This is a genomic window from Mycobacterium sp. URHB0021 (assembly GCF_054057895.1).
The window spans coordinates 6,502,513-6,524,333 of record NZ_JBSRZT010000002.1 but is presented as its reverse complement, the minus strand read 5'-3'; the positions used below and the strand labels follow the sequence as shown (position 1 = coordinate 6,524,333).

Annotated in this window: 17 protein-coding genes and 1 pseudogene; 9 read left to right on the top strand and 9 right to left on the bottom strand. The window is 67.2% G+C overall.

All coding sequences use genetic code 11. From position 1 onward, the window contains the following. The first annotated feature begins 41 nt into the window (after nt 1-41). From ACVWWN_RS34220 to ACVWWN_RS34210, 3 genes and pseudogenes are all read left to right on the top strand, one after another. Nucleotides 42-467 (top strand): cytidine deaminase, encoded by a 426-nt coding sequence (locus tag ACVWWN_RS34220; RefSeq protein WP_457147808.1) that lies wholly within the window; start codon nt 42-44, stop codon nt 465-467. Next, nucleotides 464-1,796 (top strand): annotated as a pseudogene (locus ACVWWN_RS34215) (thymidine phosphorylase). Before ACVWWN_RS34220 ends, ACVWWN_RS34215 begins: the two are co-directional and overlap by 4 nt. Nucleotide 1,797: 1 nt before the next feature. Next, nucleotides 1,798-2,886 carry an adenosine deaminase gene (locus ACVWWN_RS34210; protein ID WP_457147807.1) on the top strand — a complete coding sequence of 363 codons (1,089 nt, stop codon included), beginning with the start codon at nt 1,798-1,800 and terminating at the stop codon, nt 2,884-2,886. Between the two features lie 18 nt (nt 2,887-2,904). On the opposite strand, the gene ACVWWN_RS34205 is transcribed toward ACVWWN_RS34210, so the two are convergent. Together ACVWWN_RS34205 and satS are read right to left on the bottom strand one after the other, a co-directional pair. After that, complete coding sequence (locus tag ACVWWN_RS34205; RefSeq protein ID WP_457147806.1) at nt 2,905-3,774, bottom strand: alpha/beta fold hydrolase; 870 nt, start codon at nt 3,772-3,774, stop codon at nt 2,905-2,907. Nucleotides 3,775-3,839: 65 nt separating this feature from the next. Then, nucleotides 3,840-5,117: a protein export chaperone SatS gene (gene satS, locus ACVWWN_RS34200; RefSeq protein WP_457147805.1), complete on the bottom strand. Its 1,278-nt coding sequence runs from the start codon at nt 5,115-5,117 to the stop codon at nt 3,840-3,842. 759 nt (nt 5,118-5,876) lie between these two features. On the opposite strand from satS, the gene ACVWWN_RS34195 reads away from it, so the two are divergent. Next, a complete protein-coding gene (locus ACVWWN_RS34195) occupies nt 5,877-9,074 on the top strand; it encodes an ATP-binding protein (protein WP_457147804.1) in 3,198 nt (1,065 codons plus the stop codon). A 358-nt stretch (nt 9,075-9,432) separates the two neighbouring features. On the opposite strand, the gene ACVWWN_RS34190 is transcribed toward ACVWWN_RS34195, so the two are convergent. The 3 genes from ACVWWN_RS34190 to ACVWWN_RS34180 form a co-directional block, all read right to left on the bottom strand. Continuing rightward, nucleotides 9,433-10,623, bottom strand: coding sequence for a globin domain-containing protein (locus tag ACVWWN_RS34190; protein WP_457147803.1), 1,191 nt, complete (start codon nt 10,621-10,623; stop codon nt 9,433-9,435). Between the two features lie 596 nt (nt 10,624-11,219). Then, nucleotides 11,220-12,317, bottom strand: coding sequence for an NlpC/P60 family protein (locus ACVWWN_RS34185; RefSeq protein WP_457147802.1), 1,098 nt, complete (start codon nt 12,315-12,317; stop codon nt 11,220-11,222). 2 nt (nt 12,318-12,319) lie between these two features. Further along, nucleotides 12,320-12,616, bottom strand: coding sequence for a hypothetical protein (locus ACVWWN_RS34180; protein ID WP_457147801.1), 297 nt, complete (start codon nt 12,614-12,616; stop codon nt 12,320-12,322). 48 nt (nt 12,617-12,664) lie between these two features. Between ACVWWN_RS34180 and upp the strand changes: the two genes are divergently transcribed. Beyond that, nucleotides 12,665-13,288, top strand: coding sequence for a uracil phosphoribosyltransferase (gene upp, locus ACVWWN_RS34175; protein ID WP_457147800.1), 624 nt, complete (start codon nt 12,665-12,667; stop codon nt 13,286-13,288). Nucleotides 13,289-13,292: 4 nt separating this feature from the next. Here the strand turns inward: upp and ACVWWN_RS34170 are convergent, their stop codons facing one another. Beyond that, nucleotides 13,293-14,939, bottom strand: a complete 1,647-nt coding sequence (locus ACVWWN_RS34170) for a phospho-sugar mutase (protein WP_457147799.1) — start codon at nt 14,937-14,939, stop codon at nt 13,293-13,295. Then, nucleotides 14,936-15,409 (bottom strand): MarR family winged helix-turn-helix transcriptional regulator, encoded by a 474-nt coding sequence (locus ACVWWN_RS34165; protein WP_457147798.1) that lies wholly within the window; start codon nt 15,407-15,409, stop codon nt 14,936-14,938. The genes ACVWWN_RS34170 and ACVWWN_RS34165 overlap by 4 nt, the downstream gene beginning before the upstream one ends. Nucleotides 15,410-15,499: 90 nt before the next feature. Here ACVWWN_RS34165 and ACVWWN_RS34160 point away from each other — a divergent pair, with 90 nt between their 5' ends. After that, nucleotides 15,500-16,618 carry an AbrB family transcriptional regulator gene (locus tag ACVWWN_RS34160; RefSeq protein ID WP_457147797.1) on the top strand — a complete coding sequence of 373 codons (1,119 nt, stop codon included), beginning with the start codon at nt 15,500-15,502 and terminating at the stop codon, nt 16,616-16,618. On the opposite strand, the gene ACVWWN_RS34155 is transcribed toward ACVWWN_RS34160, so the two are convergent. Then, entirely contained in the window at nt 16,564-17,358 is a 795-nt protein-coding gene (locus ACVWWN_RS34155; protein WP_457147796.1) for a purine-nucleoside phosphorylase, read from the bottom strand. The two genes, ACVWWN_RS34160 and ACVWWN_RS34155, sit on opposite strands and share 55 nt — an antisense overlap. 56 nt (nt 17,359-17,414) lie before the next feature. Here ACVWWN_RS34155 and ACVWWN_RS34150 point away from each other — a divergent pair, with 56 nt between their 5' ends. Both ACVWWN_RS34150 and ACVWWN_RS34145 read left to right on the top strand, forming a co-directional pair. Continuing rightward, nucleotides 17,415-18,596 carry a M20 family metallopeptidase gene (locus ACVWWN_RS34150; protein WP_457147795.1) on the top strand — a complete coding sequence of 394 codons (1,182 nt, stop codon included), beginning with the start codon at nt 17,415-17,417 and terminating at the stop codon, nt 18,594-18,596. Then, nucleotides 18,593-19,762 (top strand): amidohydrolase, encoded by a 1,170-nt coding sequence (locus ACVWWN_RS34145; protein WP_457147794.1) that lies wholly within the window; start codon nt 18,593-18,595, stop codon nt 19,760-19,762. The genes ACVWWN_RS34150 and ACVWWN_RS34145 overlap by 4 nt, the downstream gene beginning before the upstream one ends. An 89-nt stretch (nt 19,763-19,851) precedes the next feature. On the opposite strand, the gene ACVWWN_RS34140 is transcribed toward ACVWWN_RS34145, so the two are convergent. Then, nucleotides 19,852-20,325 carry a gamma-glutamylcyclotransferase gene (locus ACVWWN_RS34140; protein WP_457147793.1) on the bottom strand — a complete coding sequence of 158 codons (474 nt, stop codon included), beginning with the start codon at nt 20,323-20,325 and terminating at the stop codon, nt 19,852-19,854. 66 nt (nt 20,326-20,391) lie between these two features. On the opposite strand from ACVWWN_RS34140, the gene ACVWWN_RS34135 reads away from it, so the two are divergent. Further along, entirely contained in the window at nt 20,392-21,807 is a 1,416-nt protein-coding gene (locus tag ACVWWN_RS34135; protein WP_457147792.1) for an NAD(P)H-quinone dehydrogenase, read from the top strand. Nucleotides 21,808-21,821: the final 14 nt, after the last annotated feature.

Genomic DNA, 21,821 nt, shown 5'->3' with positions numbered 1-21,821 from the left:
AGGCTTCGGAATGCATTCAGAATCGGTCCGGTGGAGTTGAGATGACTGCGGATATCGATTGGAAATCGTTGCGGCGCAAGGCAACTGAAGCAGCGGCCAATGCGTATGCTCCGTACTCGGGATTTCCGGTCGGGGCCGCGGCGCTGGTGGATGACAGCAGGACGGTGGTCGGCAGCAATGTGGAGAATGTCTCATATGGCCTTGGTCTCTGTGCCGAGTGCGCTGTGGTCTGCGCCTTGCATTCCGGGGGCGGCGGCAAGCTGATCGCGCTGTCGTGTGTCGACGGCTCAGGCGAGCTGTTGTCGCCATGCGGGCGGTGCCGCCAGGTACTGCTGGAGCACGGCGGCCCGCAGTTGCTGATCGATCATCCGGCGGGTCCGAAGCCGCTGGCGGAGCTGCTGCCCGAGGCGTTCGGGCCGGAGGACCTGGCGCGGACCAAGCGGTTGGCCGAAGAGGAAACTCCGTGACGGAGTTCACATTCGACGCTCCGACCGTCATCCGGACCAAGCGGGACGGCGGGGTGCTGTCCGACGAGGCGATTGACTGGGTGATCGACGCCTACACCCATGGCGGGGTCGCCCAGGAGCAGATGTCGGCACTGCTGATGGCGATCTTCCTGCGCGGTATGACAGGTGGGGAGATCGCGCGGTGGACCGCCGCGATGGTCGACTCGGGCGAACGGCTGGACTTTACGGATCTGCGTCGTGGTGGCAAGCCACTGGCTTTGGTGGACAAGCACTCCACCGGCGGGGTGGGGGACACAGATCACCATTCCGCTGGTGCCCGTCGTGATGGCCTGCGGCGGTGCGGTGCCGCAGGCAGCGGGCCGAGGGCTCGGCCACACCGGCGGCACGCTGGACAAGCTGGAATCCATTCCGGGTTTCACCGCGGAGCTGTCGAAAGCTCATATCCGGCAACAGCTTTGCGATCTCGGAGCGGCGATTTTCGCCGCAGGCGAGCTGGCCCCCGCGGACCGCAAGATCTATGCGTTGCGGGACGTGACGGGAACCACCGAGTCGTTACCGCTCATCGCCAGCTCGGTGATGAGCAAGAAGATCGCCGAGGGCACGGGCGCCCTGGTGCTGGACTGCAAGGTCGGGTCGGGCGCCTTTCTGGGCACCGAGGCCGAGTCGCGTGAGCTGGCGCGCACGATGGTCCGGCTGGGTACCGAATACGGACTGGTCACCCGCGCGCTCCTGACCGACATGGAGACGCCGCTCGGCCGCGCCGTCGGCAACTCCGTCGAGGTCGTCGAATCGTTGGAGGTGCTGGCCGGAGGGGGTCCGGCCGATGTCGTCGACCTGACGCTGGCGCTGGCCGGCGAAATGCTCGATGCCGCCGGCCTCGACGGCGTGGACCCTGCACAGGTCCTGCGCGACGGCACCGCGATGGACCGCTTCCGCGCATTGGTCGCCGCCCAGGGCGGCGACACTGCGAGCCTGTCCGCCGAGGGGCTACCCACCGGTGCCAGTGCCGAGACGATCACCGCGCCACACGGTGGCACGATGGGAGATATCGACGCGATGGCGGTGGGTTTGGCGGTGTGGCGACTCGGTGCGGGCCGCTCCCTTCCCGGTGAGCGCGTGCAGTCCGGCGCGGGTCTGTACATCCACCGCAGGCCGGGAGAACTTGTTTCCGCCGGTGAGCACTTGTTCACGCTCTATACGGAAACGCCGGAGCGCTTCCCGGCGGCGGTCGCGGAGCTCGGCGGCGCTTGGAGTATCGGCGACCGGCCGCCGGCGACGCGTCCTCTCATCATCGATCGAATCACCGCGCACGGGAAGGACCGAAGCTGACATGACGACCCCGTTGACACTGGAGACCATCAGCCAGGCGCCGAAGGCGCTGCTGCACGACCATCTCGACGGCGGGCTGCGCCCGTCCACGGTGCTCGAGCTGGCCGAGGCGAACGGCTATGACGACCTGCCAGTCGCCGGCGTGGACGAACTGGCGATGTTCTTCCGCACCGCCGCGCACAGCGGTTCTTTGGTGCGCTATCTGGAGCCGTTCGCCCACACGGTCGGGGTGATGCAGACGCCCGAGGCGCTGCACCGGGTGGCCTACGAATGCGTGGAGGACCTGGCGGCCGACAACGTGGTGTACGCCGAGATCCGCTTCGCGCCCGAGTTGCACATCGACAACGGCCTGTCGCTGGATTCGGTCGTCGACGCCGTCCTTGCCGGCTTCGCCGACGGCGAGAAGGCGGCAAGCGCCGACGGCCGCGGGATCACGGTGCGATGTCTGGTCACCGCGATGCGGCACGCCGCACGATCGCGTGAGATCGCCGAGCTGGCAATCCGGTTTCGCGACAAGGGTGTGGTGGGTTTCGACATCGCGGGAGCAGAGGCAGGTTATCCGCCGACCCGGCACCTGGATGCCTTCGAGTACATGCGAAGCAACAACGCCCGCTTCACGATTCACGCGGGTGAAGCCTTCGGGCTGCCGTCCATCCATGAAGCGATCGCGTTCTGCGGCGCCGACCGTCTCGGGCACGGCGTGCGCATCGTCGACGACATCGCCGAGGCACCCGACGGCACCGTCCTACTCGGCCCGTTGGCGTCTCTGTTGCGCGACAAGCGGGTCCCGTTCGAGATGTGTCCGAGCAGCAACGTGCAGACCGGCGCGGTGGGCAGTATCGCCGAGCATCCGTTCGACGAGCTGGCGCGGCTGCGCTTCCGGGTCACCGTGAACACCGACAACCGGTTGATGAGCGACACCACGATGAGCCAGGAGATGCTTCGGCTCGTCGAGGCGTTCGGCTACGGGTGGACTGATCTGCTGCGCTTCACCATCAACGCGATGAAGTCGGCCTTCATCCCGTTCGACGAGCGACTGGCGCTTATCGACGACGTGATCAAACCCCGCTACGCCGTACTCATCGGCTGACTCCTCCTCACGCGGGGATCACGTCAGGACTTCGGTGAGGCGTGCGGCGAATTCGGCCGGCACGCCGAGGAATCCGCCGTGATCGCCGGGAAATGCGATGGTTTTGGTGCCGAGCAGATCGGCCAGCGCCGTGGAGGTTCGATGCGTCAGTAGGGGGCCGGATTCGGCTCCGAGGCCGACCAGCACGCGCGTTGGACCCGCCCGCAACGCCTCGATATCGGGATGGTACTGCGTGGTGTGCCACAGCTCATGTTCGAAGAATCGGGCGGCCTCGCGACGTTCGGTCTCGGACGGCTCCGACGGCTCGGACAGCTCGGACGGCTCGCACTGCTCAGCCGGCTGCGCAGGCGCCGATTCGCCCCCGCCATCGCCCGCGGACATGTCGAAGCCGGCGTTCGACATGAACTTGAACCAGGCGGCATGCATGCCGTCGCTGCGGAAGGTGTCGATGATGTCCTGGGTCGCGGCCCGCTGCTGCGCGGCATCGGCCAGCAACTCCAGTAGCGGCGGTTCATGTGCGACGAGTGTGCGCACCCGGCCAGGGTGGCCGACGACCAGCGCCAGGCCCGTCACCGCGCCGCCGCTCGACCCGAACACATCGGCCGATTCGGCACCGAGGTCGTCGAGGATCGCGGCGATGTCATCGGCGCGCAGCGCGAGCGTCGAGTCCTGTCCGGGGTCGTCGATGGTGCTGTTGGCGAAGCCGCGGGGGTCGTAAGTGACGACGGTGTGGTCACCGGCCAGCGCGTCGGCAACCGGCGCGAAGTCCGCCGAGGCCATCGGCGCGCCGATGACGAGTAGCAGTGGGCCCGTCCCGCGGACCTCGTAGTGAAGGTGCGCGCCGGGAACTGCGACGGTACGGACGGTGGGGGTGGAAGGCAGGGTCATACCGGTGCAGACCACCGGCGGGCGGCGAACTCATCGCGGCCGCGACGGACGACGGACTACCTCGGCTACTCGGCCCTCAGTCGCGACTCGACGAAAGTCTCCAACGCATCCCACTGTTCGACGGCCTTGGCGTAGGGCGGGCTGGGCGCGCGGACCGTGTCGGGGTCGAGCACATGAGCCACCAGCCGGCCCAGGGCCTGGTCGGCGTCCAGGGCTTCTTCGACGGCGGTGTCCTCGGCGTAGTCACTCACGTCCCTCAATAACTCGACCGCCAGCTCCAGCTGGTCGCGGTCGACGGCGTCGGGACCGTCGGCGAGGTCATCCGAGATGCCGCTGAGCACGTAGACGTTGTCGTCGGTGACGGTTACCTGCAGCGAGCCGTCGGTGGCCGCGGTGCGGATGTCGTCGTAGGTCGCCAGGTTGGACAGGTCGTGGTCGTGTTCGTCGGCGAGGTAGCGCGCGAGCGAACGCTCGGAGGTGAACACGCTGATTCGACCGTTGCGACCCAGGAAGATCGGCTCGTCATCGAGATAGCAGCGCAACGTGTAGTACGTGCCGCCGCTGGTCATCATCCGCACCGGATCGATGCCGACCTTGGCCCAGAAGTCCTCGTCGCTGCCCAGCACCAGCCCCTCGGCCTGTTCGGTGAGGCCGTCGGACGCCTCGTCCTCGGTCTCGTCGTCTTCGGGCTCCGTCTCGTCCGATTCGGAGACCGCCTCGACCTCGTCCTCCTCGGGCTCGGGCGCCGGCTCGTCCAGCTCGGTCTGCGCCTTCTCCACCGCGGGTGCGTCGACGTCGGGGGTGGTGACGATCTCGTCGATAGCGTCGACCACCGCGTCCCAGCCGCGTCCGATGAGCGACTCGATATCCGCCCACCGCTTACGGCCGGTACGGCCCGCGAAGGCGTCGGCACCGCCGCCCACCGTGCCGAGCACGGGGTTGCCGTTGAAGAACTTGGTGACCGACGGCAGCTCGCACACCGATCCGATCGACGACACGATGACCAGGGTGCGGTGCAGCGCCTGGACCGTCTCCTCGGTGGGCTTGGAGGCGACCAGCTCCGCCAGACCCACGAGGTCGAACTGCCTTTCCTCCGCAGGATCGAAGGCGTGCGCGTTTGCCTCGGTCAGCGGCCGCCACGCCGGGTGGTCGGTCAGGTCATTGTCGGTGCTGGTCCGGACAAACGCGGCCAGGTCGGCCACGGATTCGAACGCATAGAGGTCCTCGTCCTTGCCGAGGAACGCCTCCCACTCGTCGCCCTGATCGCGCCAGCGTGGAGCCCACAAGGTGTACTGGTCGCCTTTGGTCAGCGCGAGCCGGATCGGCACGATGTCAGCAGCCATGCGGCACAGCCTAACCACCGAGTTCCAGCGCCAAGTCGGCACTAGGGCGTCCACTCCTGAAGAACGGCGGTATCGACGCAGCGTTAGCGATTCCGTGCGATCACTTATGGAGCACGTCGGGTGAGCGTGGCTGAGGCGTTCTAAACGAACCTCGAGGTCGCCGCTGAGCACCCCGATCACAGGAGCCCACGAGATTCGAGTAGGGCCTTACTCGCCCCGCCGCACCGAACGCGACCGACGATGTCGATGTCAGAAATGGCCGCGACGCCGTGGCGCTCCTTCGCCATGGCAGCGATGGAGAAATGACGATGAGCATCGAAAATTCCGCTGGCCGCGGCGCCGGGCGACGATGATGACCGATCACCGAGATTGCCGTGGGGCTCGCACCATGCGCCGGTCTGTCCGCTCTTACTTCGTCGCGGGCGGCGCCGTCGTTAGCGCCGTCGTCCTCGCGTGGGGCCTCGTGACAGCACCACCGGAGCCTGACGGAGCCAGGACTGATGTCCGTGCCGTGCAGTTCGCCGCTTTCGCGCGGCCCCCGGCAGCACCTTTCGTCCATTCCTGAATCGTCGCGATTTTCCGCCACCCGATGTCGACGTCGTGGATGCGGCATAACCGGACTCACACCGACGGCCGGCAGAATCTCTGAAAGCCCAGTCCGGCGTTGGTCGTTCGGATCGGCGACAGCTGGATCGGGTCGCCGGCTTCGGCAGGTGCGATATGGCAGACAGGTCTGACCAGCGGTGTCACGATACTGACGTGGACGACAACGGGGACGGTCGGGCCGCGCAGCCGGCCTGTGAACTGTCATGCGGATCGTGCGGCACCCGGTTGAGCGCGATAGCGAAGTTCTGCGGCGAATGCGGTTCACCGCTCAGGGAGGCCACCCGATCGGCGGAGTACAAGCAGGTGACGGTGTTATTCGCCGACGTCGTGCACTCCATGGACATCGCGGCGGCAGTGGGTCCGGAACGCTTCCGCGAGATCATGGCCCAACTTGTCGATCACGCCGCTCGAGTGGTGATGCGCTACGGCGGGACTGTCGACAAGTTCACCGGCGACGGCATCATGGCGGTCTTCGGCGCTCCGATCGCGTATGAAGACCATGGCGCTCGGGCCTGTCTGGCGGCGATCGGCATCCAGGAGCAGATGGCTCAGATAGCGGCTGGGGTCGCGGGCCGAGATGGAATCGAGTTCCGTTTGCGAATCGGGCTCAACTCCGGTCAGGTCATCGCCGGTGACATCGGCTCCACTTCTCTGGGCTATACGACGATCGGCGAGCACGTTGGGTTGGCACAGCGGATGGAGTCCGTGGCACCGCCTGGTGGCGTGATGCTCTCAGACTCCACTGCGCGGATCGTCGCTGATGTGGCGACCCTTGCGGAGCCTGAGATGGCACACATCAAAGGTGTGACTGGGCCCGTGTCAGCGCACCGCCTCCTGGCGATGATGGAGCATCGTGAACTCGGTTCCCGCCCCGCATCCACTCTGGTGGGACGTGAGTGGGAAGTGGGCGCATTGACCGGAATGTTGCACCGCGCGGTCGGCGGCCACGGATGCCTGGTCGGCCTCGTCGGTCCCGCTGGAATCGGCAAGAGCCGCCTGGTAGGCGAAACGGCAATGGTTGCGAAAAGCCAGGGTGTAGACGTCTTTCCAGCCTTCTGTGAATCGCATGCTGCCGAAGTGCCCTTCCATGCGATCGCAGCGCTCCTGCGGACGGCGTTCGGGATCAATGAGTTGGACGCTGAGTCAGCCAGGAACCGCATCCGCGACCGCGTCCCCGATGTCGACCCCGAAGATCTTCTTTTGCTCGATGATCTGCTCCGGATTCGCGACCCGGGGCGTGACGTCCCCGACATCGCCGCTGACGCTCGGCGCCGACGTCTCACCTCGCTGGTCAACGCGACGTACCTGGGCCGGTCGACCCCGGCCATGTATGTCATCGAGGACGCGCACTGGATCGACCCGACCAGTGAGTCGATGCTGGCGGATTTTCTGTCGGTGGTCGCCCGCACTCACTCGCTGGTCCTGGTCACATACCGGCCCGAGTACCGTGGAGCGCTGTCACACGTTCCCGGTACTCAGACGATCTCTCTCGCACCGCTGGATGATTCGCAAACCACGTCGCTCGTCAGGGAGTTGCTTGGTTCACACTCATCCGTTGCCGCTTTGGTTTCGCAGATCTCTGACCGCGCGGCCGGCAATCCTTTCTTCGCCGAGTCCATCGTGCGTGACCTCGCCGACCGCAACGTGCTCGAGGGGTCACGAGGAAACTACGAATGCACTCGTGATTACGCGGACGTCACCGTGCCTGCGACCCTTCAGGCCGCGATCGCTGCCAGGATCGACCGGCTCGATGCTACGGCTAAACGCACGCTCAACGCCGCGGCGGTCATCGGTGTGCGATTCGACGAGGACCTGCTGGCCGAACTCAACGACAGCGCCGCGCTGCCAAAGCTCCTCGCGGCGGAACTGATCGATCAGGTGGCGTTCGCGCCGCGAGCTGAGTTCGGGTTCCGCCACCCGTTGATTCGTCGGGTGGCCTACGAGTCCCAGCTGAAGGCGGATCGCGCTGCGCTGCACCGACGGCTCGCGGACGTCATTGCAGTCAAGGCGTCGGTGGGCAATGAGAATGCGGCACTGATCGCCGAGCACCTGCAGGCCGCCGGGGATCTGCGCGCCGCATACGACTGGCACATGCGGGCAGCGGCGTGGTCGGCCAACCGCGACATCGCGGGAGCGTGCTCGAGTTGGGAGCGGGCGCGGCAGGTGGCCGACTCGATCGCCGTCGATGATCCCGACGCCGTGGCGATGCAGATCGCGCCGCGCACGTTGTGGTGTGCCAATGCCTGGCGGCTTCACGCCGGTGTCGGTGGCCGGCGTTTCGAGGAACTGCAGGAGTTGTGCGATCGCGCCGGAGACAAGACGTCGCCGGCCATTGCCATGACGGGGCTGCTGGCCGAAGGCGTGGTTCAGGGGCGGATACGGGAGGCATCCCATCTCGCCGCCGAGCACACGGCGCTGCTCGAGTCGATCGCCGATCCGACGTTGATGGTGGGTCTTGCGGTCGGGACGATCGGGGTCAGAGTCGTGACGGGCGAGATCGGGGAAGTGCTGAGGTGGTCGGACACCGTCATCGACTTGGCGCACGACGATCCGGTCAAAGGGAACTACGTCATGGGCTCTCCGCTGGCCACCGCGTACGCCACTCGCAGCCTCGCGCGATGGTGCCTCGCGCGTCCGGGGTGGCGCAACGACATCGAGCGGGCGGTCGAGCTGGCCCGCAACAGCGATCCGTGGACCAGAGCGACCGTCATGTTCTTCACCTTCGGAACATCGATAGCGTGTGGTGTTCAAACGGTCGACGACGTCGCACACCGCGAAATCGATGATGCGCTAAGGATGGCGGAGGCGTCGGGTGACGATCTCGGAGTGAGCTTCACCAAGTACACGAAGGGACTGCTGCTGGCTCACGGGGACTCCGCGGACCGCAACCGTGGGCTCGAGTTGCTGACGGAGGTCCGTGAGCTGACTGTGGAGGGCCGCTTCTACCTGTCGGAGCTGCCGGTGCTCGAGTTGTACGCCGCTCGGGAACAAGCCAGACACGGTCATGTCGACGACGCCATCGGCGGTATGCGGACCGCGCTCGACTTGTTGTTCGGGCGAGACCAGTTCGCATGGGGCGTGGTGGCCAGTGCGATTTTCGTCGAGACATTGCTCGACCGCGGCGGCAAGGGCGATCTGGCAGAAGCCGAGGGGGTGGTAGATCGGATGGAAACCGCCCCGCTCGAAATGGCGTCGGAATGCCGCGACTTGTGGCTGCTGCGGACGCGCGCTCTACTCGCCGACGCCCGCGGTGACGAGAGCGTCTACCGTGACTATCGGGACCGCTATCGTGCGACGGCCGCATCGCTCGGCTTCGAGGGACACATGCAGTGGGCCAAGGAAATGCCCTGACCCGACTCACACTGTGGGCCGCCAGAATCCTTGAAAGCCCCGTCCGGCGTTGGTCGTCGGATCGCGGAGAGCTGAACCGGGTCGCCCGGCTTAGCCAACTGTTCATACGGGCACCGACGATCGAGAAGGGCGTCACGTTGGTGCACATGATTCTGGGCGTGTGGGCGATCAGTCTCGCGTTGAGCACGATCCGATCCACGAAGTCATAGCTGCCGGTCAGCAGATCCTTGGTAGTGAAGGCTGAAATCGTCGCCCGTCGGCCCAACCTACGACCGAAGCGGCGCGCGCACCGCCGCCGAGCCGAAATCGCCCGCAGGGCTACCATTTCCGGGCGCAGTCTGGGCGGGACGCAACGCCGTCAGGACCCCGTATCGGGCGACGATTGGGCGGCCCACAAGTCGGGTCCGAAGACTTCATAACGGATTCGGGCCGGCGGCACTCCACGGTCTAGCAGCGTCGACCTGACGAGCCGCATGAACGGCAACGGGCCGCAAGTAAAGACTTGGATGTCGTTCGGGAGCGGAATGTCGGTCAAGTCCATGAAGCCCTGGCGCGAGCGGCTGTCATCCTCGTCGACGGTTTCATACCAGGTGTAAGAGCTGAAGTCGTCGATCCCTCGACCGAGATGCAGCACGGTTTCTCGAAGGGCGTGATCTCGAGCTCGGCGGTCGGCGTGGGCGACGATGACGGTCCGCTGTGGCTGGGTACGAGCGATTTGTTCGACTATGGGCAGCACCGTCGTGATGCCGGCGCCCGCACTCGCCAACAGGATCGGGGACTCAGTGGGCATCAGCACGAAGTCGCCGGCAGGGGAGCTCACATCGAGCACATCTCCGAGCTTTACATGATCATGGAGGTAGCTGGAAACGCGGCCGTCCGGGGCCCCGTTCACGCCTCGGACCCGCCTCACAGTGATCTGCAGGCGCGTCCGTATGGCGGTAGAGGACACCGTGTACTGCCGGGGTTGGCGATCGCCATCGGGCAGGTCGACGAACACCGAGACGTACTGGCCGGGCGCGATGGCCGGCAAAGGGCCTCCGTCGGTCGGTTCTAGAACAAGGGAGACGACGTCAGCGGTTTCCTCGATGCGGCGGACCACCCGGTACGGGCGAGTCGGCTGTTCGGGATCCACGTTCGCGTGCTGGTACAGCCGCGCCTCCTCCGCGACCAGTTGGAGCGCGAACAGCCAATAGACCTCACTCCACGCCGCGGCGACCTCGGGAGTGACGGCATCGCCGAGCACCTCACCGACGGAAGCAAGCAGATTCTCGCCGACAATCGTGTACTGCTCAGGGCGGATGCCGAGGGAGACATGCTTGTGGGCGATGCGCCGCATGACGTGATCAAACGACGGCGCCTCGGGATCGATGAGTTGCACCGCGTACGCGACAACCGAACCGGCCAACGCTTTGCTCTGCTCGCCGGTGGCCTGATTTCCCTGGTTGAAGACTCGCAGCAGTTCGGGATGGGCCGCAAACATGCGGGGATAGAAGTGTGCGGTGATCTCGTCGGCGTGTGCAGCGACGACGGACGCAGTTGCCTGGACCACACTCAGCGATTGGTCCGACAAGAGGGACGGTATCGGAGCTTCATTAAGGTTTGACACGGTCTCTCCCTTCGCTGGTCGCCCACTAGGGCCTGGGCGGTGCCGGATTCAGGCGATTTGCCTAACTCCCGTGCAGTGGGGGTGCCGTTGTCTACCAAACCACTGTCGTGAGTGAACATGTGCCTTTTCGGCATCAGCGGTATGGTCTGTCACCTCTAACCGCGTTGGGTTATCTCGTGGGGCACTGCTGGCCGATGACGCCGTGCTGACGGAGATTGACGAGGCCGCGACTTGTGCACCAAGCAGCGTGACGCTTTGAATGCGGTTCCTTGTTTCCGCGTGTACGCCGCGCGCGAGAAAGCCGCGCTCGGAGACCGCGTTGGTCGAGACGATTCTAGAGCGCGGCTGCGACGGCGATCTCGCGGACGTTAAGGCCGCCATCGATCGGATAGAAATCTGCCCGTTGATATCGATTGGGCGGCAAGCGATATCGCGGTGTGGCGGCTGTGCGGGACTTGGCGCACCGCTATCGCGCGGCAGCCACCGCACTTGGTTATGAGGGGCATATGCAGTGGGCTGACGCGATGCCATGACGGTGGTCACACTGTGGGCCGCCAGAATCCTTGAAAGCCCTGCCCGGCGTTGGTCGTTCGGATCGGCGAGAGCTGAACCGGGTCACCGGCTTCGATCATGGTGCCGTTGCCGACGATCATCGCGACATGGCCGTCCCACACCGCGAGGTCACCCGGTCGCAGTGACCCCGAGTCGACAGCGGCGCCGATGTCCTGTTCCTGCGCCAACCGCGGAATATTGAGCCCCGCTTCGTGATACGCCCACTGGGTGAGACCGCTGCAGTCGAGACCCACCCCGGGTGCCGTCCCACCCCACTGATAGGGCACGCCGAGCTGTGTCAGCGCATGTCGTACGGCGCTGGCCGCGACCGCATTGGGTGCCATCGCGGTGCTGCCGTCGGGAAGTCGGACCGCAATGCCGGTTCCGAAAGTCCCCGCCTCGGGAAGTTCGCCTGGGTCGCGCGGGGCCACGAGGGAGGCCAGCTCGCCGAGCCCGGAACCGGGCGCACCCGCCGCACCCGACAGCGGGCTCGTCGGCATCCCGCCGCCCATCCCGGAGCCCATCGCGGGGGCCGATGGGCTCGTCAGTCCAGCAGGCGCAGTAGCGGGCGGACTCGACGGTGCCGGACCCGCCAGCGCGGCCGCGTGGCTGTCGAGCTCGGCCTGTAGTTCGTCGACCACCGCGACCGCCTCTGCCAGCGATCGCCGTGCCTCCTCCAGCATCTCTTCCGCCACGCCGGGGGAGTCCAGGTGTGGTTCGAGCGCGGTCGCGCGCGCCTCGAAGCGGTCGATGATCGCCTGCAGTCTTTCGTTGGCCCGGGCGACCGCGGCTGATGCCGCGTCGACCGTCGTACCGAGGTCACCGATGCGTGCCGCCAGCGCGTCGGTGGTGGCGACCGTCTGCGACGCGAACTCGGCGGCACCGTCGGCCCCGGCGCCCCCCCACGATGCTTCGGCCTGATTCCAGGCCCGGCCCCCCGCCGCGGAAAGATCGGCCAGCGCCTCTCGCATCTCGCGCAACACGGCGCCCGGATCGCTTGCCGGATCACCGGTCCAACCGGGTCCGACCAGCGACTGCACCTCACGGATCGGCGCTGTCAGCGCATCGACGAGGGCGGTAGGCACCGCTAGGCCCCCGAGATTGCCGCGCCGGCCCGGCCGTCGGCCTCGTCGTACGCGACTGCCGTGGCATGCGCGGTGGTGGACGTCGATGCCACCCGATCGCTCAACGCCGTGACGGCCAGCGATTCGCCGGATACCGCGGCGGCCAAAGCGGACAGAAAGAGGGCACCGACGGGACCGAGTGCCGAAGCCGAGCCGGCGGCCGGCAGCAATGACAACCTGGCCGCGATCGCGGCGAGATCGGCGGCCTGCGACCTGTTGGCGGCCCCGAAGGCCCGGATGGCGTCGGTGTCGGCGAACATGCGGTTAGGACGGCCGCGGCGGTGTGACGGTTCCATTAGGGTCACCGCATGGAAGTGCGCGTTGTCGACCACCCACTGGCCGCGACGCGGCTCACCACGCTGCGTGACGAGCGCACCGACAATGCGGGTTTCCGCGCCGCGCTGCGCGACCTCACCTTGATGCTGGTCTACGAGGCCACTCGGGATGCCGCCTGCGAGACCATCCCGGTCCGCACGCCGTTGGCCGACACCACCGGATCGCGACTGGCCAACCCGCCGCTGCTGGTCCCCGTGCTGCGGGCCGGCCTCGGCATGGTGGACCAGGCGCATGCCCTGATCCCCGAGGCGCGCGTCGGATTCGTCGGCGTGGCCCGTAACGAGGAAACACACCAGCCCACACCCTATTTGGAGTCGTTACCCGACGATCTGAGTACCCGGCCCGTCATTGTGCTCGACCCGATGCTGGCGACGGGTGGATCGATGGCCCACACCATAGAGCTGTTGCTGTCCCGCAACGCCGTCGACATCACCGCGATCTGCGTCGTCGTCGCGCCCGAAGGCATTGCGGCCCTGGAGAAGGTGGCGCCGAAGCTTCGGCTGTTCACCGCCACGGTGGACGAACGGCTCGACGAGACCGCGTACATCGTGCCGGGCCTGGGCGACGCCGGCGATCGGCAGTTCGGTCCGCGCTGACTCGTCACCACTGGCCTGCGACCGCGACCAGTTCGTCCTGCAGTGCCCTGGCCCGATCCCGGACGCTGTCCAGATCGGTGATGGCGCCGGCCGCACCGCATCGAACTTCAATGTAGGACTTCAGCTTTGCCTCGGTTCCGGACGGCCGTACGACCAACCGGACGGACGTGCTGCCGTCGCCGCCGGACATGATCAGCGCGTCGGTGCGATCCAGGCCCGGCCGCGTCAGCAAGTCCTCGACCGTCACCTCGAAGCCCGCGAGCCGGTCCGGCGGTGTGTCACGCAACCGTGCCATCACCGCCGCGGCCTCATCGGTGTCGGAAACCGGGCGTGACACCGCGGTCGTGGTGTGCACGCCGTGACGACGGGCCAGATCGTCGAGCGCGTCGAGCACCGTGCGGCCGTGTTCGCGCAGCGCGGCGACCAGGTCGCAGGCGAGTACGGCGGCGCTGATGCCGTCCTTGTCACGCACCCCGGCCGGGTCGACACAGTGACCGATGGCCTCTTCGTATGCGTAAACGAGGGTGGCCCCGGGCAGGCCGGCGTCAGCGCGGCACAGCCACTTGAAGCCGGTCAGCGTCTCCACGTGGCGGGCGCCGTGTGCTGCGGCGATGGCCGCGAGCATGCGGGACGACACCACCGTGCTCGCCACCAGAGTGGCGGCCGAGACGGCCCCGGGTTCAACCTGAGACAGGATGTAATCGCCGAGTAGCCAACCCGTTTCGTCGCCGGAGAGCATGCGCCACCCGTCCGGTGTCGGCACCCCGATCGCGCAGCGGTCGGCGTCGGGGTCCAGCGCGATGGCGATCTCGGCGTCGATCTGCGACGCCAGGTCCAGCAGCGCGTCGACCGCGCCCGGTTCCTCGGGGTTGGGGAAGGACACCGAGGGAAAGTCCGGGTCGGGTGCAAACTGGCTCTCGACGACGTGGATGTCATCGAGCCCGGCACGCACCAGCGCGTCGACGGCGAACTCGCCGCCCACGCCGTGCAACGGGGTCAGCGCCACCCGCACCGATCCCGAGCTGTACCGCACCTGGGCCGCTCGATGCACGTACCGCTGCACCAGGTCCACCCCCTGGCGAGTGACGGGTCGGCGGTGGATCTCGTCGGCATGCGGGGCTTGCGCGATGGCCTGTTCGATCTCCCGGTCCGTGGGCGAAACGATCTGCATCCCGCCGTCGAAATAAACCTTGTATCCGTTGTCGGAGGGCGGGTTGTGCGATGCGGTGATCTGGATGCCTGCGACCGCGCCCGAGTGCCGAACGGCGAAGGCGACGATCGGTGTCGGCACGGCGGCGAACATCAGGATCACTCGGAATCCTTGAGCGGCAAGGACTTCGGCAGCGGCAAGCGCAAATTCCTCGGAACCGTGCCGGGCGTCGCGGCCGACGATCACGTGCGATCCGCCCAGGCGACGATCCTTGAGGACCTTGGCGACGGCCCAGGTGGTACGCAGGACCACCGCAAGGTTCATCCCGTCGGGTCCGCCGCGCAGGGGACCCCGCAAACCGGCGGTCCCGAAGGTCAGCGGGTGGGCGAACCGCTCCGCGAGTTCGGCCTCACCGCACGACGCCAGCTCGGCGGCCGTCCGAGGATCGGGGTCGTGTGCAATCCACTCGCGCGCGGCCGCCACAACCCGCGTCGGAGTCATGCCGGTAGTGTGCCCGCTTTCGTCTCCGCGTATGCCAGCTTGCGAAGCACCGGCGCGACGAGCATCAACAGGTCGAATTCGAGCTGCGACAGATTGTCACGCATGGTCGCGTGGAGCCACGCGTCACGCTCCGCCCGGTCTGCGTCCAGCAAAGCGGTGCCCGCGTCGGTGATCTCGATGAGCTGACGACGACGGTCGGACTCGTCGGGTCTGCGCGTGATCAGTTCTCGGCTGACGAGTTCGTTGAGGCCATCGGTCAACGACTGGGCCCGTACCTGCAAGTGGACGCCGAGCTCGGCGGGAGTGGTCACCCTGGCTCGGCTGATCTCGCCGAGAAGCTGCATCTGGCTGAGCGTAAGACCGTTGTCAGGGCGGTGTCTGCGCATCTGGCGGGTGACGGCCATCATCGATTCCCGCAGCTCGGTGGCCGCCGAGGACCTGGTGGAACGTTCGAGAGCAAACGTTGGCATAACCAAGGTATACCTTGGGAAATCCTCATTGTCATCTAAATCACTGCTTGTTGCTGTAGAAAAATACGAAGTGCATACTTGGAAACAGTGATGAATGTGCGGCAGGGACTCAAGTGGGTGTTGCTGGCGGCGGTGACCGCTGGCGTCGCGTTCCCTCTGACGCTGTTGGGCGTGCCGTCCGCCGCACTGTTCGCCGCGTTGGTCGTCGGCATCGCACTTGCGTTGACGTCTCTGGCTCCGACACGGGTACCCCGCAGCGCGGGCGTGGCCGCTCAAGGCGTGCTGGGTGTCTACATCGGCACGATGGTCCACCAGAATGCCGTCGGAGCGCTCGGAGCCGATTGGCCGATCGTGATCGGCATCGCGGTCGCCACATTGGTGCTCAGCATCGTGGCCGGCGCGCTGCTCGGCATGCACCGCGACGTCACCCCGCTGACGGGTGCGCTGGCACTGGTTGCCGGCGGCGCATCAGGGTTGGTGGCCATCGCCCGTGAACTCGGTGGCGATGACCGGGTGGTGTCCGTCGTGCAGTACCTACGGGTGGGGCTGGTCACCGCGTCGATGCCCGTCGTCGTCACGCTGGTCTACCAGGCCGACAAGACGCACGGCTCGGCTACCCTCCAGCAAAACGACACCGGGCCTTGGTATCTCAGCCTCGGAATGGTGATCGTGCTGGTGCTGGTCGGCGCCAACGTCGGCCGGATGGTGCATCTGCCGGGGGCGGGGCTGCTCGGCCCGATGGCCTTGACTGTCATCCTCGAACTCACCGGGTTGTCCTTCGGCCTGGACGTGCCGATGGTGCTGGTCCAAATCGGCTACGCGGTGATCGGATGGCAGGCCGGGCTGGCGTTCACGATGGAAGCGCTGCGGGCCATCGGCCGGATGCTGCCCCTTGCGATCGGGCTCATCGTGGCGCTCGCCGCCGGCACCGCGGGCCTCGGGGTGGCGCTGGCACACTTCACCCATTTGACGCCGCTGGAGGGCTATCTCGCGACGAGTCCCGGCGGCGTGTACGCCGTGCTGGGGACTGCCGTCGAAACCGGGTCCAATGTGACGTTCATCATCGCGGCGCAGGTGGTCCGGATTCTGCTGATGCTGTTCGCCGCGCCGCTGATGGCCCGCTGCGTGGTGTGGGCGAGCCGACGGCTGAGTCGTCAGACCCGCGATATGACCGCGGCCAGCAGGGAACCCATCCGCGTCGCGGATTGACGTCCGGTCTCCAGTACTTCCGCGTGGCTCAGCGGCTCGCCGGTCATTCCGGCGGCCAGGTTGGTCACCAGCGATACGGCGAGCACGTCGGCGCCTGCGGCACGGGCCGCGATGGTTTCGTGCACGGTCGACATGCCCACCAGATCGGCGCCCAGGGTGCGCAGCATCCGGATCTCGGCCGGCGTCTCGTAGTGGGGACCCGGCAGTCCCGCGTAGACCCCCTCGGTCAGCGACGGATCGATCTCGCGGGCGATCGCCCGCAGCCGCGGCGAATAGGCATCGACGAGATCGACGAATTGGGCGCCGACCAGCGGCGATCGCGCGGTGAGGTTGAGGTGGTCCCTGATCAGCACCGGCTGTCCGGCGGCGTAGTCCGCACGGAGGCCGCCCGCGGCGTTGGTCAGAACCACCGTGCTCACGCCTGCCGCGCATGCCGCCCGTACCGGGTGCACGACGTGGCGCAGTCCGTGGCCTTCATAGGCGTGGGTTCTGCCGACGAACACCAGCACGTGGTGGCCGCCGATGCGCACAGACAGCAGTTGGCCGGTGTGCCCAGCGGCCGACGGTGGGGTGAAGCCAGGCAGTTCGGCCTGCGGCACCACGGCGACCGAATCGCCGAGTGCGTCGACGGCCGGCGCCCACCCTGATCCAAGGATGATCGCGACATCGTGCTCGCCAACGCCGGTGCGATCGCGGATCGCCGCCGCCGCCTCTTGCGCCACCGCCGCCGGGCTAGTCACGGTAGGCGAGCTTAGCTGTCAGGAAGCGCACCAGCGGTCAGTGAGATACTGCAGGGATGCCTACCGCCACCGCGTCGATCAGCGTCGAAGACGCCGTCAAGCGCCGTAGTGGCGATCTGATCGAGCTTTCGCACGCGATTCACGCCGAACCGGAACTCGCGTTCGCCGAACACCGCAGCTGCGCCAAGACGCAGGCACTCGTCGCCGATTACGGCTTTGAGATCAGCCCGGCGCCCGCCGGCCTGGAGACCGCGTTCCGTGCCGACTTCGGCAGCGGGCCGTTGGTCATCGGTATCTGTGCCGAGTACGACGCGCTACCGGGGATCGGGCATGCCTGCGGGCACAACATCATCGCCGCCTCGGCGGTGGGTACCGCACTGGCCTTGGCCGGGGTCGCCGACGAGCTGGGTCTCACGGTGGTGTTGCTCGGCACGCCCGCCGAGGAGGCCGGTGGCGGAAAAGCCTTGCTGATCAAGGCCGGAACGTTCGACGACATCGCGGCGACCGTGATGTTGCATCCCGGGCCGATCGATATCGCCGCGGCGCGCTCGTTGGCGCTGTCGGAGGTGACCGTCCGATATGCCGGCCGCGAATCACACGCCGCGGTGGCGCCGTTCCTCGGTGTCAACGCAGCAGATGCGGTGACGGTCGCGCAGGTGGCCATCGGGCTGTTGCGCCAGCAGCTGGCGCCCGGCCAGATGGTGCACGGGATCGTCACCGACGGCGGTCAGGCCACCAATGTCATCCCGGGACGGGCCGAGTTGCGGTACACGATGCGTGCGGTGGAGTCCGAGTCGCTGCGCGCGCTCGAGGACAAGATGGCGGGGTGCTTTGCGGCCGGCGCGATCGCGACGGGCTGTGAGCACACGGTCGACGAGACCGCGCCCGCGTACGCCGAGTTGGCGCCCGACCCGTGGCTGGCCGCGACCTTCCGCGCCGAGATGGTGCAGTTGGGCCGCCACCCGGTTCCTGAGGGATCCGAGTCGACGCTTCCACTGGGCAGCACCGACATGGGCAATGTCACCCAGGTGATGCCGGGGATCCACCCCGTGGTCGGCATCGACGCCGGCGGCGCTTCCATTCACCAGCCGGCGTTCACCGAGGCTGCGGCCGGGCCGAGTGCCGACCTGGCCGTTGTGGAAGGTGCGATCATGCTGGCGCGTACGGTCGTATCTCTGGCCGAGACACCGTCGGAGCGGGACCGGGTAATGGAGTTGCAATCGAGGAGGGCGTCATGACGATCGTCGACGCCGCCGAAGCCTGGCTGGACGGCCATTACGACGACCTCGTCCGGTGGCGCAGACACATGCACGCGCATCCCGAACTCGGTCGTCAGGAGTTCGCCACTACCCAGTTCGTTGCGTCGCACTTGGCCGATGCCGGGCTGAATCCGAAGGTGCTGCCCGGTGGCACAGGGCTGACCTGCGACTTCGGCCCGGAACACGGCCCGCGAATCGCGCTGCGGGCCGATATGGACGCGCTGCCGATGGCCGAGCGCACCGGCGCGCCCTACACGTCGGAAGTGCCCAACGTCGCGCACGCCTGCGGCCATGACGCGCACACCGCGATTCTGCTGGGCTCGGCGCTGGCGCTGGCGTCGGCGCCCGAACTGCCCGTCGGTGTGCGGTTGGTCTTCCAGGCGGCCGAGGAACTGATGCCCGGCGGCGCCATCGATGCCATCGCGGCGGGCGCGCTCACCGGCGTGTCGCGCATCTTCGCGTTGCACTGTGACCCTCGTCTTGCGGTGGGCAAGGTCGCGGTGCGGCCGGGCCCGATCACGTCGGCGGCCGATCAGCTCGAGGTGCTGCTGCAGTCACACGGCGGGCACACGTCGCGCCCACACCTGACCGGCGACCTGGTGTACGGAATCGGCACCCTGATCACGGGTCTGCCCGGCGTGCTGTCGCGGCGCATCGATCCGCGCAACAGCACCGTGATGGTGTGGGGCGCGGTCAACGCGGGCGTGGCAGCCAATGCCATCCCGCAGTCCGGAACCCTGGCCGGTACCATCCGCACCGCGAGTCGCGAAACCTGGCTGACACTGGAATCGATTGTGCGGGATACAGTTACGTCTCTTTTGGAGCCATTGAACATCGAGCACACCGTGCAGTACCGGCGGGGCGTGCCGCCCGTGGTCAACGAGGAAATCTCGACCCGCATCCTCACCCATGCGATCGAGTCGGTGGGCCCCGATGTGCTGTGTGACACCCGCCAATCCGGCGGCGGCGAGGACTTCTCGTGGTATCTCGAGGAGGTGCCCGGTGCGATGGCGCGGCTGGGCGTATGGACGGGCCGCGGCCCGCAACTCGACTTGCACCAGCCGACGTTCGACATCGACGAACGGGCGATGGCGGTGGGCGTGCGGGTAATGGTCAACATCATCGACCAGGCCGCGCACTTCTAGTTCCAGCTCCGTGAGACTGCGGGGAGATCGCGATTCTAGTTGAATACGTGATGTGTGCGCAGTCTCGACGATGATCGCGGGCAAAGACGCTACGTGCCCGGGCCGATGTTGCGCGACGGGCGGGTTCGCAAGTCGTGCACGTATTCTGCTGGCGCACCGGCGATTTCGGCGGCATCTGCCATGACCCCGAGATAGCGCGCCGACGGAATCCCGCCTTCCCACGCGTCGACGACATACAGCCAGGCAAGCACCGGATCCGTGTCGGTATCGGATGACAGGCGATCCACCCGGCAGCGGATCTTCTTGTGGAACCCCAGCTCTGAGCCTTCCCAACGGTCGAGGTTCTTCTCGTCCTCCTTGGTCATGTCGTAGAGCACGACGAACACCCTCGCGGTCGGATCCTCGACCAGAGTTGCCAATGCGCCCTCCCAGCCGATGTCCTCCCCGCCGAACGTCAGGCGCCAACCGTGCAACCAGCCCGTTCCCGCCATTGGGGAGTGCGGAGCGCGCTCCAACATCTGTTCCGGATGCATGTTCGATCCGTACGCGGCGTAGATCGGCACGGGGAAAGCCTAAGGCTTTGCCCGGTGGCTGGGCGATCAACGGTCCGCTTGACTAGGTTAGGGGCCGTGGCAACGCGCATCGTGATCATCGGCGGCGGGCCCGCCGGATATGAAGCCGCACTGGTAGCGGCCGCGCGCGGTCCCGAGGTCGCCGAGGTCACCGTGGTCGACTCCGACGGCATCGGCGGTGCCTGCGTGCTGTGGGACTGCGTTCCGTCGAAAACCTTCATCGCCTCCACCGGCGTGCGCACCGAACTGCGCCGCGCACCCGACCTGGGCTACGCGCTGGAGTTCGAGGACGCCAAGATCGAGCTGCCGGTGATCAACAACCGCGTGAAGAGGCTGGCCGCAGCTCAGTCCGTGGACATCGCCGACCGGCTGCGGAGCGAGGGGGTGACGCTCATCGCCGGTCGCGGCGAGCTGGTCGACGACGTGCCGGGGATGGCGGCGCACACCGTCAAGGTCACCGCGCACGACGGCACGGTGAGCAAGCTCACGGCCGACGTGGTGCTCGTCGCCACCGGCGCCAGCCCGCGGGTGCTGCCGGGCGCGGAGCCCGACGGGGAATGCATCCTCAACTGGCGTCAGCTCTACGACCTCGACCGACTGCCCGAGCATCTCGTCGTCGTCGGTTCGGGCGTCACCGGCGCCGAATTCGTCAACGCGTACACCGAACTCGGTGTCGCGGTGACGGTGGTCGCCAGCCGTGACCAGATCCTGCCGCACGAGGACTCCGACGCCGCAGGGGTGCTCGAGGACGCGTTGGCCGAACGCGGTGTGACGTTGGTCAAGAACGCGCGTGCGGAGTCGGTGACTCGCAGCGACGACGGCGTGCTGGTGACGATGACCGACGGGCGCACCGTCGCGGGCAGCCACGCGCTGATGACCGTGGGTTCGGTGCCCAACACCGGCGGGCTCGGCCTCGAGAGCGTCGGCATCGAGCTCGGCCCGGGAAACTATCTGACCGTCGACAGGGTCTCGCGCACTTCGGTGCCCGGTATCTACGCGGCCGGTGACTGCACGGGCCTGATGCTTCTGGCGTCGGTGGCCGCAATGCAGGGCCGGATCGCGATCTATCACGCGCTGGGGGAGGGGCTGAGCCCGATCCGGCTGCGCACGGTGGCCGCGGCGGTCTTCACCAGGCCCGAGATCGCCGCCGTCGGAGTGCCGCAAGCCAAGATCGACGACGGTTCGGTGCCGGCGCGGACCGTCATGCTGCCGCTGAACACCAACGCCCGCGCCAAGATGTCGGGCCTGCGCCGCGGCTTCGTGAAGATCTTTTGCCGACCGGCCACCGGCGTGGTGATCGGCGGGGTGGTGGTGGCGCCGATCGCCTCTGAGCTGATCCTGCCGATCGCCCTGGCGGTGCAGAACGGCAATACCGTCGGGGACCTCGCACAGACCTTCTCGGTGTACCCGGCGCTGTCGGGTTCGATCACCGAGGCGGCCCGGCGGCTGATGGCGCACGACGATCTGGACTGAGCCGCACACGCGAG